The organism is Ferruginibacter profundus (genome assembly GCF_054783275.1).
Genome location: NZ_BAAGQW010000002.1, coordinates 1,801,442 through 1,817,848, shown reverse-complemented (window position 1 = coordinate 1,817,848; position 16,407 = coordinate 1,801,442). Strand labels below are relative to the sequence as shown.

The 16,407-nt window shown below is 39.0% G+C and carries 13 protein-coding genes and 1 tRNA gene; 10 read left to right on the top strand and 4 right to left on the bottom strand.

From position 1 onward, the window contains the following. Nucleotides 1–26: 26 nt before the first annotated feature. The gene (locus ACYVM0_RS17840) at nucleotides 27–1,475 is read right to left on the bottom strand and encodes a TolC family protein (protein WP_460559185.1); all 1,449 of its coding nucleotides are present in this window, start codon (nucleotides 1,473–1,475) and stop codon (nucleotides 27–29) included. 140 nt (nucleotides 1,476–1,615) lie between these two features. On the opposite strand from ACYVM0_RS17840, the gene ACYVM0_RS17835 reads away from it, so the two are divergent. Next, nucleotides 1,616–2,527, top strand: a complete 912-nt coding sequence (locus ACYVM0_RS17835; protein ID WP_460559183.1) for a helix-turn-helix domain-containing protein — start codon at nucleotides 1,616–1,618, stop codon at nucleotides 2,525–2,527. Between the two features lie 275 nt (nucleotides 2,528–2,802). On the opposite strand, the gene ACYVM0_RS17830 is transcribed toward ACYVM0_RS17835, so the two are convergent. Further along, nucleotides 2,803–3,543: a LytR/AlgR family response regulator transcription factor gene (locus ACYVM0_RS17830; RefSeq protein ID WP_460559181.1), complete on the bottom strand. Its 741-nt coding sequence runs from the start codon at nucleotides 3,541–3,543 to the stop codon at nucleotides 2,803–2,805. A 446-nt stretch (nucleotides 3,544–3,989) separates the two neighbouring features. On the opposite strand from ACYVM0_RS17830, the gene ACYVM0_RS17825 reads away from it, so the two are divergent. The 3 genes from ACYVM0_RS17825 to ACYVM0_RS17815 all read left to right on the top strand — a co-directional run bounded on the left by ACYVM0_RS17825 (nucleotide 3,990) and on the right by ACYVM0_RS17815 (nucleotide 9,943). After that, nucleotides 3,990–7,235, top strand: coding sequence for a SusC/RagA family TonB-linked outer membrane protein (locus ACYVM0_RS17825; protein ID WP_460559179.1), 3,246 nt, complete (start codon nucleotides 3,990–3,992; stop codon nucleotides 7,233–7,235). 118 nt (nucleotides 7,236–7,353) lie between these two features. After that, nucleotides 7,354–8,928, top strand: a complete 1,575-nt coding sequence (locus ACYVM0_RS17820) for a RagB/SusD family nutrient uptake outer membrane protein (protein WP_460559177.1) — start codon at nucleotides 7,354–7,356, stop codon at nucleotides 8,926–8,928. A gap of 58 nt (nucleotides 8,929–8,986) precedes the next feature. After that, on the top strand, nucleotides 8,987–9,943 hold the full coding sequence (locus ACYVM0_RS17815) for a DUF1735 domain-containing protein (RefSeq protein ID WP_460559175.1): 957 nt from the start codon (nucleotides 8,987–8,989) through the stop codon (nucleotides 9,941–9,943). A 93-nt stretch (nucleotides 9,944–10,036) separates the two neighbouring features. Here ACYVM0_RS17815 and ACYVM0_RS17810 read toward each other — a convergent pair whose 3' ends face one another. Then, on the bottom strand, nucleotides 10,037–11,200 hold the full coding sequence (locus ACYVM0_RS17810) for a trans-sulfuration enzyme family protein (protein WP_460559173.1): 1,164 nt from the start codon (nucleotides 11,198–11,200) through the stop codon (nucleotides 10,037–10,039). Nucleotides 11,201–11,229: 29 nt separating this feature from the next. Further along, nucleotides 11,230–12,615: an APC family permease gene (locus tag ACYVM0_RS17805; protein WP_460559171.1), complete on the bottom strand. Its 1,386-nt coding sequence runs from the start codon at nucleotides 12,613–12,615 to the stop codon at nucleotides 11,230–11,232. Nucleotides 12,616–12,678: 63 nt separating this feature from the next. Here ACYVM0_RS17805 and ACYVM0_RS17800 point away from each other — a divergent pair, with 63 nt between their 5' ends. The 6 genes from ACYVM0_RS17800 (at nucleotide 12,679) to ACYVM0_RS17775 (ending at nucleotide 16,362) form a co-directional block, all read left to right on the top strand. Next, the gene (locus tag ACYVM0_RS17800) at nucleotides 12,679–13,098 is read left to right on the top strand and encodes a hypothetical protein (protein ID WP_460559169.1); all 420 of its coding nucleotides are present in this window, start codon (nucleotides 12,679–12,681) and stop codon (nucleotides 13,096–13,098) included. Nucleotides 13,099–13,315: 217 nt separating this feature from the next. Next, nucleotides 13,316–14,227 carry a transporter family protein gene (locus tag ACYVM0_RS17795; protein ID WP_460559167.1) on the top strand — a complete coding sequence of 304 codons (912 nt, stop codon included), beginning with the start codon at nucleotides 13,316–13,318 and terminating at the stop codon, nucleotides 14,225–14,227. A gap of 92 nt (nucleotides 14,228–14,319) precedes the next feature. Then, nucleotides 14,320–14,607, top strand: coding sequence for a YHS domain-containing protein (locus ACYVM0_RS17790; RefSeq protein ID WP_460559165.1), 288 nt, complete (start codon nucleotides 14,320–14,322; stop codon nucleotides 14,605–14,607). 40 nt (nucleotides 14,608–14,647) lie between these two features. Further along, nucleotides 14,648–14,721: transfer RNA gene (locus ACYVM0_RS17785), tRNA-Lys, on the top strand. A gap of 101 nt (nucleotides 14,722–14,822) precedes the next feature. Then, a complete protein-coding gene (locus ACYVM0_RS17780) occupies nucleotides 14,823–15,680 on the top strand; it encodes a helix-turn-helix domain-containing protein (protein ID WP_460559164.1) in 858 nt (285 codons plus the stop codon). An 85-nt stretch (nucleotides 15,681–15,765) separates the two neighbouring features. Continuing rightward, nucleotides 15,766–16,362, top strand: coding sequence for an NAD(P)-dependent oxidoreductase (locus ACYVM0_RS17775; protein ID WP_460559162.1), 597 nt, complete (start codon nucleotides 15,766–15,768; stop codon nucleotides 16,360–16,362). The last annotated feature ends 45 nt before the right edge of the window (nucleotides 16,363–16,407 follow it).

Genomic DNA, 16,407 nt, shown 5'->3' with positions numbered 1-16,407 from the left:
TTCAGGGGCGGAGGGGTATGTGGATTCTACAATTTCAATCCCTGCCCTTTATAAAATTCCAGCACTTTCATTTTAAAAACATAATCAAACTGGTTGAGTGCATTTTGCAAACGTTGTGTAAATAAATTATTTTGATTGGTAATTAATTCAAAAGTTGATAGCATACCTACATCAGCTCTTTTTTGAGCAAAGGAATAACTACGTTCTGCAGTTTCCACACTTTTTTTACTGGCATTATATTTTTCCAATGCAACAAGGGCATTATTGTAAGCCGTATAAATATCCTGTTTTGTTTTTTGATTGTCTACCTGTTTCTGCAACTCCAGGTTTACAAGGGTAAGTTTGCTTCTCTCCAGCGCAGTACGGGTACTGCCGCCGTTAAAAATAGGAACACTCAAACTAATACCAACCGACTTCCTGAAATTATCATTCAGCTGCGGAAAAAAACTTCTTTTGCCAACAACTGCGTTCACCCTCGTAAAAGTATTCAGGGAAAGCACATCATAAGGCGTGGCACCCACTGTAACAGAACCAATCTTGTAAGGAGTTATAGGAAGTACCAGGGTATCAGCGCCACGCACTTCATAGGTTTTATCATTAAAGCCCGAGTTTAAACTACCAAACCCTGATAAAGTAGGATATAAACTTCCCTTGGCGGCATCCCTGTTTTTTTGAGCGGCTTTAAGTTTTAATTCGTTATAACGTTGCTGAGGTAAATTGGCCAGGGCAGAGGCATACACAATTTCCGGTTGCAGGTCGGCAATTTTTTCTACCGGTATCATATCCACGGGAGGTGTTTCTACTTCAAAAGGCTCGGCAGCATCAACGCTCATATAAGCCTTTAAAGAAAGTATATTGGTAGTTACATTTCCTTTGGCTGCAATTACATTGGCACTGTCTTTTGCAATCTGTGCTTCCAGTTCGGCGGCATTCAATTCCGGTAATGATCCTGCATCCACCAGCTTACGGGTATTACTGTATTGTGCCTGGCTTTGCAGTAATTGTCTCTCCGCAATCTGCACCTGTTCCTGGGCCAGCAACACCTGCAAATAAAAATTAGCTACCGTTAAAGCAATATCATTTTTTAATTTATCGGTATTGGCTTTTGCAGCCTGGGCTTCCCATTCATTGGCAGCAATGGTATTTTTTTTGCTGAACCAGTTAAAAATTTCAACGCTGCTTTGCAGGCTGCCACTATAGGAAAATGACCCGCCATTCACCCGGTTAAAAGCAGCATCCTGCACAATGCCATAATTATAGCTTAAGTTATTATTAAAGTTGGCAGTAGGGTATTGTGATAACTCACTTTGTTTAAGTGTAAGGTCGCTGAATTTCTCCTGTAATGCGGTTTGCTTAATAGTAAGATTATTTGCCATTGCATAATCCACGCACTTGCGCAAATCCCATTTTTGCTGGGCATTTGCCTGAAAACCAGTTATTATAAACAGCAGGAAGAGAGGGGATTTATAACGCATGCTACAAAAATAATCCATCTGCCTGAGAACTTAATGAACCTTTTTATGACTGGTATCAGCTCTATTAACTCATATTTAACTTTTCTGTATGCAACTAATTGGCATTCTGTTTGTCCTTAGGGTTGTATAGCCATAAGTTTATGATAATCAAAGAAGACTACTTTCAGTATATTACCGAAGGCGTAAAGCCTATTAATGATGGTAAAAACCGTATCTATTACGGCGAGGTAAACGAGTTTTTCAGTACCGAAGTGTTCAGGAATTTCAGTATCAAACTGGCGCTCCAGGGTACTATACATTATAAGACACAACAACAGGAATACCGCCTTAGTTCCAATAATTTTTTGCTCAGCAACCGGCAGCCGGGTACTGTAGTGGTAGATTCCGCCAGCCTGGTAAGGGGTATTTTTATTGATATACAACAGGAAACCATTGATGAAGCCTGCAATGTAATAACAGCAGGCGATGATTGCGATTTTGATAACCTGCAGGCGGGTTATTTTTTCTCCCCTGCTTTTTTTGAAAATACATATACTTTAAAAAATAAGGCTTTGGATAAAGCCTTAAAGCAGCTGGTATATGATCTTACTACAAATACGCTAAGGCCTGGTGAAGAAACTTTTTTATCGCTGGCAGAAAAAGTAGTGGAACAGGAAACTGGGAATTATAAGAGCCTGGCTAACCTTAAATCGGTACGCTCTTCTACAAAGCAGGAATTATTAAAGCGCCTGCTGCAGGGTAAAGATTATATTGACGATAACTTTCTTAAAACTCCAGGCATTGCAGAAATTGTGAAGCACTGCAACATGTCTTCCTTTCATTTTTTCAGAAGTTTTAAACAGGCTTTTGGCTGCTCGCCCTATCAGTACATCATTAATAAACGGTTGGAACATGCTAAAATACTGATCCGTACCGGCGAATCATTTACTTCAATTGCATTGCAATGCGGTTTTGCCGACCTCTTCTCTTTCAGTAAAGCGTTTAAGAAATTATACGGCGCTTCCCCATCAGATTATAAAGCAAAAAAATTACAGTTAGCTGTTACCAGGTAGTCTTTTTTTGAGGCTAAAATTTTCAACAGTTTATTTAATTGCCGTAATAAAAATAGGGCGGGTAGTAAAAACAACCCACCGGGGTATGTAAACTTATAGTTCACATGAGAAGCTCTTATTTATAGGTAGTAAATGTATTCTTGTTAAATGAGAGCATAAAATTATGCATTAGTTAAACGCTGCAATATTTGATTTTACTAAACCCGATAAAACAAGTGATGAAACCGAAATGCGAATTAATGGTAGTTTGATTTGGCATGATTAGACATGCCGTTTTAATTGTTTTCGATCCATTCTTTCAATCTCGAAAATTTTTGCTGGTTAATATCAATGTGCAATGAATCTACTGCATCAATAATTATTTCAAACCTGCCTTCATCTAATTGCTTTATTTTATTGATGTATTTCCTGTTGATCAGTGATTGCCTGTTGGCGCGAAAAAAACTTTTAGAACTTAACTGGCTTTCTAATTCTATAAGTGTAGATTGAATGATAAACTTGCTGCCATTACTGTTGTACGCAAAAGTCAACTTATTATCGGTGTAAAATAAAGTGATATCATCGGTATTGATCAGCTGAAACTCCTTGCCTTTTTTTATAAGAAATGTTTTTGAGCCGTTACCCGTTACCGTATTGTCGTGATTGTGGTTTGATATTTTAGCTTCAAAATGTTTTTTAATGATCTCTATCTTCCTCACCGTCTTTTCAATTTTCTTTAAATTGAAGGGCATGCGTATGGTGTCGAAAATCACGTTGTGTAAGGGTTGCAGCTCAAAAGAGTCGTCAGTAAAAATAATCAAGGGTACCGTAATTTTACTTTCCTGTTCCTCCAGTTCTATAAAAGAAGCCTGGTCGGCAACAATAAAATCAACCGCATCCATGTCAATCGGGGAAGTGATGGAAGGTTTGGCAGAATAATAGGTTTGTGTTAATATTATTCTCAAAGAAATTTCGCTAAATGCAGTTTTTATAGCTTCAATATTTTTTGCGTTACCGGCAATAATAGAGAATCTCAAAACAGTCGTTAAGTTTTCAGGCATATGATTTCGTATGTTTTTCTGGCTGCTGTAAAATTAAAAAAATCTATCGCACCAATTTTACCGCTTAAGTAATTTAACAGGATGTTTTATGCAATAACAATTGCATAACTTTTTCTTTCTTTTTTTAAATTTTAATCAAATTTTAATTTCAACGCTGTTTTTTATTTTTTATTCAACAAAGAGAAAAGATTGTCTTTCAAAAGTTGCATTCATCAAATTTGAAAATTGCACTTGTCAAAAAATGCTTGCTTTTACTTTCAGTTATTTTTATTAACCGTTTAACAACCTATTTTATTTTGTCGGTTTTTTATTGAATTTACCGAAGCATCTTATTGATTAATTAGCATGCCCTAATCAAATGTTTGAAATATGTGTTGGCATATTTTAAATGATTTTAAACAATAACTATATAATCAATGACTATGCGAAAAATTAAACTAGTGATGCTGTTGTTGTTCTTTAACCTTGCAGGTGCATTGGCACAAACACATGTTGTGTCGGGTAAGGTTATTGATAATGATGGTGCTGCGGTTCCTTCAGCTTCAATTCTTGTAAGCGGAACAAAGACCGGTGTTAATGCCGATGTGAATGGTGCTTATACCATCAGGGTAAAAGATGGTGCTATACTTCTTATTTCAGCTACCGGCTTTAAAGATGTATCAGTGAATGTTGGTAATCAAACAAGTATTACCACCGTATTGGAAAAAACAGGTACTTACTTAAAAGAAGTAGTGGTAACCGGTGCATTTAATACCAAACGTACTGCACGTAGCACAGCTTCGGGAGTACAAACCGTTAGTGCTGAGCAATTGAACGTGGCCCGTGTAACCAATGTAAATAATGCACTGGCCGGTAAGGTAGCCGGTGTGCAGGTGCGTAGCCAATCAGGTGCGGCACTGGGCAAAGCTCCTGTGGTAAGGTTGCGTGGAGAGAATGGTTTGTTACCGGGTGCCGGCGCATTGTATGTAGTGGATGGTACAATCATGCCTGCTTCAACCGATATCATTCCGGATGATGTGGAAGATATTTCTGTATTGCAGGGTCCGGCTGCTTCTGCATTGTTTGGCCCGCAGGGAAAAAACGGTGCTATTGTAGTAACTACTAAAAAAGGCAAAAAAAATAACGGTGTCGGTATCGAGATCAACAGCGGCGTAAAATTTGATAACGTGTATATCCTGCCTGATTATCAAAACTCTTATGCAGGTGGTGGTACTTCTGTATTAAACAAATACAGTTATAAACCAGGTGATCCTGAAGGATGGAAAGCATTAGACGGAAAATATTATCCCGACTACGAAGATGATGCCAGCTGGGGACCACGTATGAACGGTCAGGAATACATTCCATGGTATGCATGGTATGGCGGGCACGAACGTGCTTTTAAAACAACCAGCCTGGTGGCACAACCCAATAATGCAAAAGATTTTTACCAGACAGGTGTTACCAAAACCAATAACTTCAGTTTTTCAAAAGCAGCAGATAATTATAATCTCCGTGCTTCCTATACCAATCTTGATATAAGAGGTGTGGTACCCAACAGTTATTTAAAAAGAAATTCTTTAAACTTAAATACTTCTGTTGACTTAAGCAGCAAATGGATGCTGAGTGCTAATGTAAATTACCTGGCCGAATTGTCTAATTCAGAAGATGATGATGGCTATGGTAACCAAACCACAGGTAGCTTTAACTCATGGTTTCACAGAGACCTGGATATGGGAATATTAAAAGAGTTAAGGAACCTGCGTTCACCGGACGGTTCTGTACTGGCCTCATGGAATTTGCATAACCCTGCTTCCTATGATGCATCAAATCCTAATGCTACTTACCGTGCCAACTACTGGTATAACTTCTATTCATTTGAAGATAATATCTCCAACACTTTCCGTAAAGACAGGCTGTCTGGCGATATAGGGCTTACTTATAAGTTCAATAACGACCTTAAGATAAAAGCCACTTATCGTAAAAATCAGCTGACCACTTTTGGCGAAAGCATTTACAAAGATGTATTACAGAACAGTGGTGTACAAACATCAGTAACACCATACGAATTGAACAGTAATAAAGCTGCTTACGGTACCACCAGCAGTTTCAGCAATCGCCAGAACTACGAATTACTGGCTACGTATACTAAAAAGCTGAGAGAATTTGCATTAAATGCTAACGCAGGTGTTGACATACTTAAAACACAGTTGAAACAATTTCAGGCCAATACCATGGGAGGCTTAAGCTATCCTGATCTGTATTCGTTAGAAAATTCAGTAAACCCGATCACTAATGCATTGCGTGGTGATGGTGCCAAGGATTATAAAGAACAATCCACACAAAGAGGCATGTTCGTGAGGGCTGATGTGGGCTATCGCAATTTTGCATTCCTGGAAGGATCTTACAGAAGAGATTATTTGTCTACACAACCGGCATCTAATCCCTATATCGATTCAAAATCATTTGGTGCATCGTTTGTTTTCAGCGACCTGATCAAAAGTAAAAAGATACTGAGCTTTGGAAAGTTAAGGGCTTCATGGGGTGAAGTGGTGGAAGACCTTGCTATTTACAGGTTAGGTACTTATTATACATTAGGTACACAATGGTTGGGTAACATTTTAATGAGCGAACCTAATTCTATTGTATCTCCGTCACTGACCGGTGCGGTAAATACAGAAAAAGAAATTGGTATTGATCTCAGGTTCCTTAAAAACAGGATCGGTTTCAGTGCTACTTACTGGGACAGAACCAACAAAGACTTCCCTGTAACCGTAAGCACTTCACAAACCGGTGGCTATACCAGTTTTGTGACCAATGCAGGTGAAATTGCAAAAAAAGGTGTTGAACTTACTTTTAATGTTAAACCTGTAATGACTAAGAACTTTCAATGGGATATCAATGCAACATGGGGCAGGCTGATCAAAAATGAAGTGGTATCTATTTATCCGGGTATTCCAAGGCTTACTGCTGCTACAGGATCTTACGCCGGCAGCTATGCAGCATACCTTGTTAACGAACCAGGTAAACCATGGGGCGAAATGTTTGGAACAGGTATTAAAAAAATAAATGGTGTTCCTCAACTGGATGCTAATGGTTTATACCTGAGACAAGCTGATGTTGATTTCGGTAGTGCTTTACCCGACTACACCGGTGGTGTTCAGAATACATTTACTGTATTTAATAACTTCCTCATCAACTTTAATATTGATTACTCTCACGGAGGAAAATTCTTTTCACTATCTGATTTCTGGGGTACACAATCAGGTTTAATGGCCAAAACTGCCACACTTAACGACAAAGGAAATTCTGTAAGGGATGCTGTTGAAAACGGCGGTGGTGTACACGTGTTTGGTGTGGATGCAACAGGCAAACCGATGGATAAATATGTAGATGCCTTTACATACTATCACCAGTTTGTAAACAACCAGATCAACGAAGCCAGCATTTATGATCTCACATTTGTAAAATTAAGAGAAGTGAGTGTTGGGTATAAAATACCTGTAGAAAAAATGGGCTTGAGTAAATATATCAAGAACGCTACTTTCTCCATTGTATCTAACAATACCTGGCTGATCTATGCTAAACAAAAAGGTTTTGACCCGTCAGAGATCAGTAATACCTATGGTGAAAATGGCCAGTATCCTGGTACAAGATCATTGGGTGTGAATTTAAAAGTTGGGTTTTAATTAAAAACGATCGGTAAATAGAAATATAATTATGAAATGAGCCTTAGCAGAAAAGTTGATAACAACTGAGATGTTAACCGGCGAATTCCATGTGACTTAAAACATTAAATATAAACACATGAAAAATGTACAACGGCTTCGTAACATTGCCCTGATTGGTTTGTCAACCGCAATGATTGCTACCAGTTGCAACAAGGTTGATCAGTTTGGTAACACCAACATCAACCCTAACGGTGCCACACAACCTATTACAGGCGCACTTTTAACTACTGTAGAATCGCAGATAGGCCATATCAACGCAATAGATAATTTTTTCAACTTTGGCGCATTGTATAGCCAGTACTCTACTCAAACCCAGTACGGCGATAAAGGAAGATATGGTATACCACAGGTGGAATATAGTATGACCGCATATAATGAAAGTGGTACTGGTGCCACTATCGGATTATATTCCGGCCCGATGGCAGATTGTCAGACCATCATTAATAAAAATACCGATCCGGCAACGGCTCCGTTTGCAGGGCAATCAGGGTCTAACGTAAACCAGATCGCTATTGCAAAAATTCTAAAATCTTATATTATCTGGACAATAACCGACAGATGGGGTGATGTGCCTTATTCAGAGGCATTGATCGCTAATGTTACCGGTAATGTAACACCTAAATATGATGCACAAAAAGACATTTATACGCAGATGTTCACCGACCTGAAAAGCGCAGTGAATTCATTTGATGTAAATGGTGCGGCAATAAAAGGTGATATCATTTTTGGCGGCGATATTGATAAATGGAAAAAAACGGCTAACTCATTACGTATGCTGATGGCTTTGCGTTTAAGTAAAGTGTATCCTAATGCAGGTGATGTGGCAGCAACAGAATTCGCCAGCGCCAATGCAGCCGGGGGAATTACAGATAATGCAGATAATTTTCAACTTAGCTATGCAGGCGGAAATTTAAAGAATCCCTACTTTGCTTTGTATGATGGCAGATCTGATTTTGGCGAATGCAAAACATTTTATGATATACTGGTTGGCTTAGGTGATACCAGGCAAGCGGCTTTCGGTACTTCATCTACTGCATTTCCTTATGGTATGACAGATGATGCGGCACGTAGTTTTGGAACAGCAAATCCCGGCTACTCAAAAAACCTTGCTGCTTCGTTCCGTACAGCTACTTCAACTATTGTGATCATTCCTGCTTCTATTGTTTTATTAGCAAAAGCTGAGGCAATTGAAAGAGGCTGGATCAGCGGAAGCGGACGTGCTAATTATGAAGCGGCTATCACTGCCTCATATGCACAGTGGGGTTTAACAGTACCTGCCGGTTATATGTCTTCCTCTACTGTTGATTACGACCTGGGTTCAGGTGTTACTACTCCAGTAGGGCAAAATGCTGCCAATACAATTCCAGCCACTTCAAAAGCAGTAACAGCAACAAAAATTGACCGTATTGCATTGCAACGTTATATCGCTTTATATCCTGATGGTGGCCAGTCGTGGGCAGAATGGAAAAGAACCGGTATTCCGCAATTGCAACCAACAGCCGAAGCACTGGGCAAGGGCATTCCAAGAAGATATGTGTACCCCGTAAATGAAAGAGCGTATAACCCCAATTCTGTTAATGATGCTGTAAGCAAAATGCCTTACTCAGGTAAAGATGACCAGGACAGCAGGGTTTGGTGGGATAAGCCTTAATGGAAATATCTTTAAAATTGAAAGACAATAATTATTTCGACAAAAAACAACCAATATTATGAAGTATATAAAATTAACCAGGCTATTTTTCGCTGTATTTTTTTGCGGAATTATTTTAAGCTCATGTGATAAAGTTGAAGTGCCTGCACCAATTGGCGACGGTGGACAAAAAATTATCGGTTTTTTGCAGTATGGAGGACTGAGTAATTTTGGAAACAGTAGTTTGAGTTTTGATAATAGTAAACCTATTGATTCCATACCTGTCAGTTTAGAATTTTCCGGTCCGAAAGTATTTGACAAAGATGTCACAGTTACTATTGGATTAGATAATGCAGCTTTAACTGCATACAATGCAACTGTTCCTGCAGGAGGAATCCGTTACACATTAATAACCAATGCTCAATTTAATTTAAGGACAACTACTACCACAATTAAAGCAGGCAATACAGTTTCTGAACCTATATATCTTATCTTTTACCCTGATCAAATTGACCTTGCAACAAGCTATATGATTCCTTTGAGTGTTACAAATATCACAGGAGCTTCAAGTGATGTTAAGAAAGCTTCTGGAACCGGAACCGCCTATCTGCACATCATTGGCAATCCTTTGGCTGGGTCTTATAATGTGGATGGTTATTTTTATCATCCTGCTACGCCAAGAGCATTCACACGAACTGGTGCTTCTGGTTTTTTAACACCGGTTAGTGATAAATCATTGGTTACTGAACTGGGAGATCTTGGAAGCTCCGGGTATTACGCAGTGCTCTCGGTAGACGATCCTTATTCAACGTCAATACAGCATGTAACAATTTCCGATTATCCAGGTAGTATCAGCCCGATTGTACAATTTGACTCGGGATTGCCGTCTTCAAATCCCGGCTATACTCCAGGCTGGTCTTCATCAGGATTATGCAATAATACATATGATCCTGCTACAAAGACTTTTTATTTGCGATATGGCTATCTTGGAGGAACCGGTTATCGTGTAACCGAAGAAGTGATAAAAAAGAATTAGATAAAAAATTTTAAAAAGGTAATATTCAATTAGGCGGAAGCTGTACAAAACAGCTTCCGCCTTTTTATTACGATATAAATGCTCTCTCTATGGTTAGATAAGTCTCTCAAAAGCCTGGTCAAGATCTTTAATTAAATAATCCGGATCTTCTAAACCCACATACAAGCGTAGCATCCGGTGCTCCCTGTTGCCGGCATCAAAAGCGGCAGGCTGAATGCCGGAACATTTTGGAATGATCAAACTTTCGTGGCCACCCCAGCTGACTGCCATAAAAAAATGTTTAAGGTCTTCACAAAATTTTTCTACCTGGTTAATGGTATCTGCTTTAATAATAAAAGTCATAAGGCCGCAGGCACCACTCATTTGCTGTTTGGCTAATTGGTACTGCGGAAAACTTTCATCAAAAGGGAAGATGACGCCTTCTACTTTAGGATGATTTTTTAAATAAGTCACTACTTTATTGGTAGAAGCTGTGATACGGTCGAGCCTTGCAGGTAAAGTTCTCAATCCCCTTATTAATAGCCAGGCATTAAAAGGTTGTATACCGCTGCCGATGTTCATGTATTCGCTGTTGAAAATTCTTTCGATCATTTCTTTTTTACCACTGAGCACACCACCTAAGGTATCACTGTGGCCGCCGATATATTTGGTGGCTGTTTGCATGGCAAGGTCAATACCGTATTCAATGGGCCGCTGATAAATGGGTGTGCAGTAACTGTTGTCAATGATGGTAACAATACCTTCTGCTTTGGCTAATTCTGCAACGGCTTTCAGGTCCTGTAATTTATAATCCCAGCTGTTAGGACTTTCTAAATAAATCAATGTAGTGTTAGGCAGGATGGCCCGCTCAAAATTTTCGATAGCAGTACCATCAATATAGGTAGTGCTTACATTAAAACGTGGCAGGATGTCGTTGCAGAGTTTCTGCGTCCAGGTATAAGGCTTATCTACACAAACAATATGATCGCCGCTTTTTACATTGGCCAGTACGGCTGCAAAAGTTGCTGCTGCGCCATTATTAAAAACCAGGCAATCTTCGGCACCATCCAATGCCGCTAATTTTTTTCTCAGAATGTCTACTGTCGGATTTCTGCCCCTGCTGTACAGATATGTGCTGTACTCGTCAGCAAAAGCGCTGCGCATTTCACCTACTGTTTTAAAAACAAAATTGCTGCTTTGTATGATAGGAGGAGAAACAGCATTGAAATAATTTTCCCTGTCTTCGGCCAGTTCGTTAATGATGTAGGAAATATCCATGAATAAAGATTTTTAGACAACGTTAGCTTTTATTTTTTTTTCAGTTGTGCCAGCGCAAAATACAAGCCGGTAAAGGTTGCCATTACCGAAAGCCCGGTTAATGCTGCGTAATCATTTTTTTCGTAATCGAGTGCTATACTGATGGCAACAAAAATATAAGCTGCGATAAAAATAAGTGGCAATACAGGAAATAACCTCATTTTATAAATGCCGGTACCATCAAGGTGTTTTGTTTTTTTTCTTAAAATAAAAATAGTGGCTGCAGAAAGTACCATGCCGGAACAATCCAGAAAGATGGTGAAACTTAAAATCTTATCAAATTCTTTTGCCCAGAAAATAATGATGATACAAATAGCGGCAAACACCGAAAGCGAAACCGTAAGCACATCTGTTTTAGGATTGCGCTTTTTAAAAACAGGCGGCAGTATATTATCTTCACTCATAGCATACATCACCCTCGGGTTACTCATCAGCAGTACATTTACATAGGCCAGTACACTTAAAAATAAAAAACCTGATAAAATCCTTTCTGCATTTACACCAAATATCTTTGACGCCATGATGGCTGCAATATTTTTTGTTTCGGGTTGATGTAAAGTATCAAAACCAATTACTTTAATATAAGCGTAGTTAATAGTAAGGTATAAGGTTACAATAATAGTGATGCCAAAGAAAATACCACGGGGAACATTTTTTGCAGCCTTATCTACTTCTGCACCAAAATTTATCGTTTGCTGGTAACCGCCATACGTAAAACTTACAGCCACCAGGCCAATACCAAATGCTTTAATATATTCCCTGAAAGTAGGGGAAATGGTAGCTGTTTTAACCTGGTTCATCACCGCACTGTTATCCGCAAAAAATAAAGGTGTTATCAATAACAAAATTAAAATGATCTTTATTACTGTTAAAACATTTTGTGTTTTAGCGCTCATTTTTAACCCGGCTAAATTAACGCCGTAAAAAATTATTATAGCGGTAATAGCAATAATGATATGGATAGTTTGGATATAGCTGGCATTGGCAGCAACTTTTATCCATTCAGCATCTTTTGACAGCGGAATAAAAATACCGGTAATATATTCTCCGCCCACCAATGCTACAGCAGCCAGCGAGGCTGCATTGCTGACCAATATCACACAGTTAATGGCAAAAGCGATAGAGGGGTGATACGCATAAGAGAAAACTTTGTAATACCCGCCTGTTACCGGAAGCCGGCTGCCAATTTCGGCATAGGTTAATGCGCCGCACAATGCCACCACACCACCTGCAATCCATGCTGCAAAAAATAAAAAGGTATCCGGCGAAGCCTTAGCCACATTGGCCGGCGTACGAAAAATACCCATGCCAATAACAAGGCTTACCACAATCATGGTAAAATCAAAAAGGTTAAGCTTATTGGTTTTTGCTGTCATGCTCTCAAGATACAGAAAGCAACTAATAAATGCATGCCTGTCATAAAAAAACTACCGGCATTTATGAGCAGCATCATAAACCAGGTTTTAAAATCAATTATCTTTGTACCCATGTTTAAGCAAATAGCTGCCATATTTTTAATTATTGCATTTACAGCCCAGGCTTTTAGCGGAGGTTTTGTACTGCTTAATTATTACAGCAATACAGCCGCCTTTGCAAAAAATTGTGAAAATAAGGCCCGGCCTAAAATGCATTGTAATGGTAAGTGCCAGATGATGAAGAAGCTGAAGCAAGAGGAAAAACAGGATCAGCAAAACCCCGAAAGAAAATCAGATAATAAAATTGAAGTATTATCTTCAAAATCTTTTTTCTATAGTACTGCAACAATATTTTTGGTAATAGCATGTAAAGCAGTACCTGTAGAAAAGGATTACCCGCTTACTGATATTCCTTATTCCTTCTTTCACCCGCCACAGGCGTAATTATTCCCATACAGTTTTATTCTCTTTTTTGATTTACACGTCATTCATTTACCTGCCATAAAGTAAATAACGCATGGAGCATAGGAGCTGTTTGCAAAAAACCGGAAACGATATACGTTTGAAAAGCCGAAGCGAATGCTGCAATGGCTTACTGCAATAACTATTGCTGCAGTGGCAGTAATGGAAATACAATTTTATACATCTTTAAATAATAAAAATGAAAAAAATAATTTTAGCAATAGTCGTACTCTCTTTTTCTTATAATGCTACAAAGGCCTGCGAAATATGCGGCTGCGGATTAGGCAATTACTATATCGGCTTGTTGCCACAGTTCAATCACAAATTTATCGGGTTGCGTTACCAGTACCAGCGCTATACAACAACAATGGCTGATGCACCGTCACAATTCAGCAAAGATTATTACAAAACTGCTGAGTTATGGGCCGGTTGGAATATTGGAAAAAAATGGCAACTGCTTGCAATACTGCCTTATAATTATATTCACCAGGTTTCTGATGATGGCATTACCAATAAGAATGGTATTGGCGATATTGCGGTAATGGCTAATTACAAGGTATTTGAAAAAAACAGCGTTGCTGCCAATGGCAGTGCTGTGGCACAACAGGTGTGGTTTGGTGCCGGCATTAAACTGCCTACCGGAAAATTTAATATCGATGCCGGTGATCCTGCCATTGTTGCAATTGCCAATACACAAACCGGTAGCGCCAGTACCGATTTTATGCTCAATGCGATGTACAATGTAAAGATCAGTAAAATTGGAATTAATACCGGGGCTTCTTATAAGATCAATACCGGCAATAGTGACCAATATGTGTTTGGTAATAAATTTTCTGCCAACTCGTTTTTATCTTATGCTGTTAATAAGGGCAATACTACCGTGATACCTAATGCAGGTGTATTATTTGAAACCTCCGCCGCTAATACATTAGATAAGCAAAGTATAGCACAAACAGGAGGCCATTTACTGGCTGCTGCTGCCGGGCTGGAGCTGAGTTTTAAAAACTTTACAGTAGGAGGAAATGTGCAATTACCCGTTAACCAGGATTTTTCTGCCGGGCAAACCGACATGAAAATTAAAGGTATGGCGCATATCAGCTTCTCTTTCTGATGCGCAACACCATATTAATAATCATTACAGGTTTATACTGTTACAAGCAAAAGTATAAACCTGTATTTTTGTACCGGAATAAAAATAATACCATGAAAAAATATACAGGAGTTTTAATTATTGCAGCCGCATGTAGTTGCAACCAACCCAACACCACAGTTCCTGAAAAAAAGATGGCACCCATGGCCGTAAAAGACACCACGAAAAATGATCTGGCTAAACTGGCTTTTGATTCACCAAAGGATCTGTCCTGCGGCATGCCCATTTCTGCAGGCGTATCAGACACTGCCACCTACAAAGGAAAATTATACGGCTTTTGTTCTGCAGAATGTAAAGCAGATTTTTTAAAAAATGCGGAGACATTGCTAAAAGCAAAATAGTTTACAGTAAAAGACTGTAAATTGCACGTCCTTATAAGATGACTCCTTAGCTCAGCTGGTTAGAGCTACTGACTCTTAATCAGTAGGTCCAGGGTTCGAGCCCCTGAGGGGTCACATATCGTAAAACACGTAAAAGCAGTTGCAGTTTTCAGCAACTGCTTTTTTTATACTCTTTTCTTTTTGTATTTAAAATACCTTAGCGTAATAAAATCAGAATGAAAAAAATTCCTGTAAGACATATTGCTGAAAAGGAACAGGCGGCTGCTGAAAAATTTACCATACGTGCTGTTAAAGATCTGCTGGGTGGAAAAGAACTTTTTCACGAACTGCACCGGCATGATTTCTTTTTCATTCTTGTTTTACAAAAGGGAAATGGTATGCATGAAATAGATTTTACAAAGCATACCGTTTGTGATAATGCAGTTTTTATCCTGAGGCCGGGACAGGTACACCAGCTTATGCTTAAAAAAGATTGCACGGGTTACTTACTGGAATTTAATGCGGCATTTTATAAGCCTGCTACCAAAGCCGGCATTCAACGTTTTAGAAAAGCCGGCAATAAAAATTTTTGTAAAACAGGAAATGACAGGTTTAAAAAATTGCTTTCTGTTTTGAGTTATGTTTTAGAAGAGTATACCGAAATGAAAGAAGGTTACCAGGATGCCATAAAAGCGGGACTGGATATTTTTTTCATCGAACTGGTAAGGCAAAGTCAAAATCCTAAAGCGATACCCGGCACTACTAATGCTTATGCGCAGGAAAGGCTGGAAGAGTTTTTATCACTTTTAGAATTACATATCACTACGCATAAGCAGGTGTCTCATTACAGTGAGCTGATGCGCCTTTCTCCCTACCAGCTTAATGAGATCACAAAGGCAACAATTGGCAAAACATCTTCTGCAATTATAAATGAACATATCACCCTGGAAGCAAAAAGATACTTGTTGGCTACGCCCAATCAAATTAAAGACATAGCCGGCCAGCTGGGGTATGAAGATGTTTCTTATTTTATCCGTTTCTTTAAAAAGCATACCGGGTATTCTCCTGAAGCATTCAGAAACAAGTACGCATAAATCCTGCACAACCAGGTTTTTGTCCTACACCGCAACCTGCTGCTGAAATTACTTTTGTATAAATAAACTTTTAAAATTTATACAAATGAAAATTATTATCGTAGGTGCAACAGGCACTATGGGAAAGCACTTAGCCGGTGCATTTGAAAAAGAACATGAAGTGATAAAGGCAGCTTCAACAGGTGGAGATATACAGGTAGATATCACCGCTGCTGAATCCATAGAACACATGTACAAACAGGTGGGCGCTTTTGATGCACTCATTTGTACAGCAGGCCCCACCCATGTAGGCCCGTGGAAAAAAATGACCGGCAAAGAATTCAGTAAAGGTATTGAGGGCAAATTAATGGGGCAGGTTAACCTGGTGCTTATAGGGCAACATTATATTAATGCCAAAGGTTCTTTTACCTTGATCACCGGCGCATTAACGCATGAACCACAATTGCACTTCGCCAATGCATCAACAGCAAACGGCGCTGTGGATGGATTTGTAAGAGCTGCGGCAATTGAATTAGAAAACGGTATTCGTATCAATGCAGTGAGTCCTACTGTTATTGAAAATTCGCCGCAATATTTTCCTTTTTTCCCCGGAGATATCCCTGTTACCATGCAACAACTGGAATATGGTTTTCGCAAAGCCGTGTTCGGGGCTAATACCGGGCAAATAATTAAACCATATTAATTTTTAATTACCGGGTAATAAAAATTATTCAGCGCCGGGTAAATG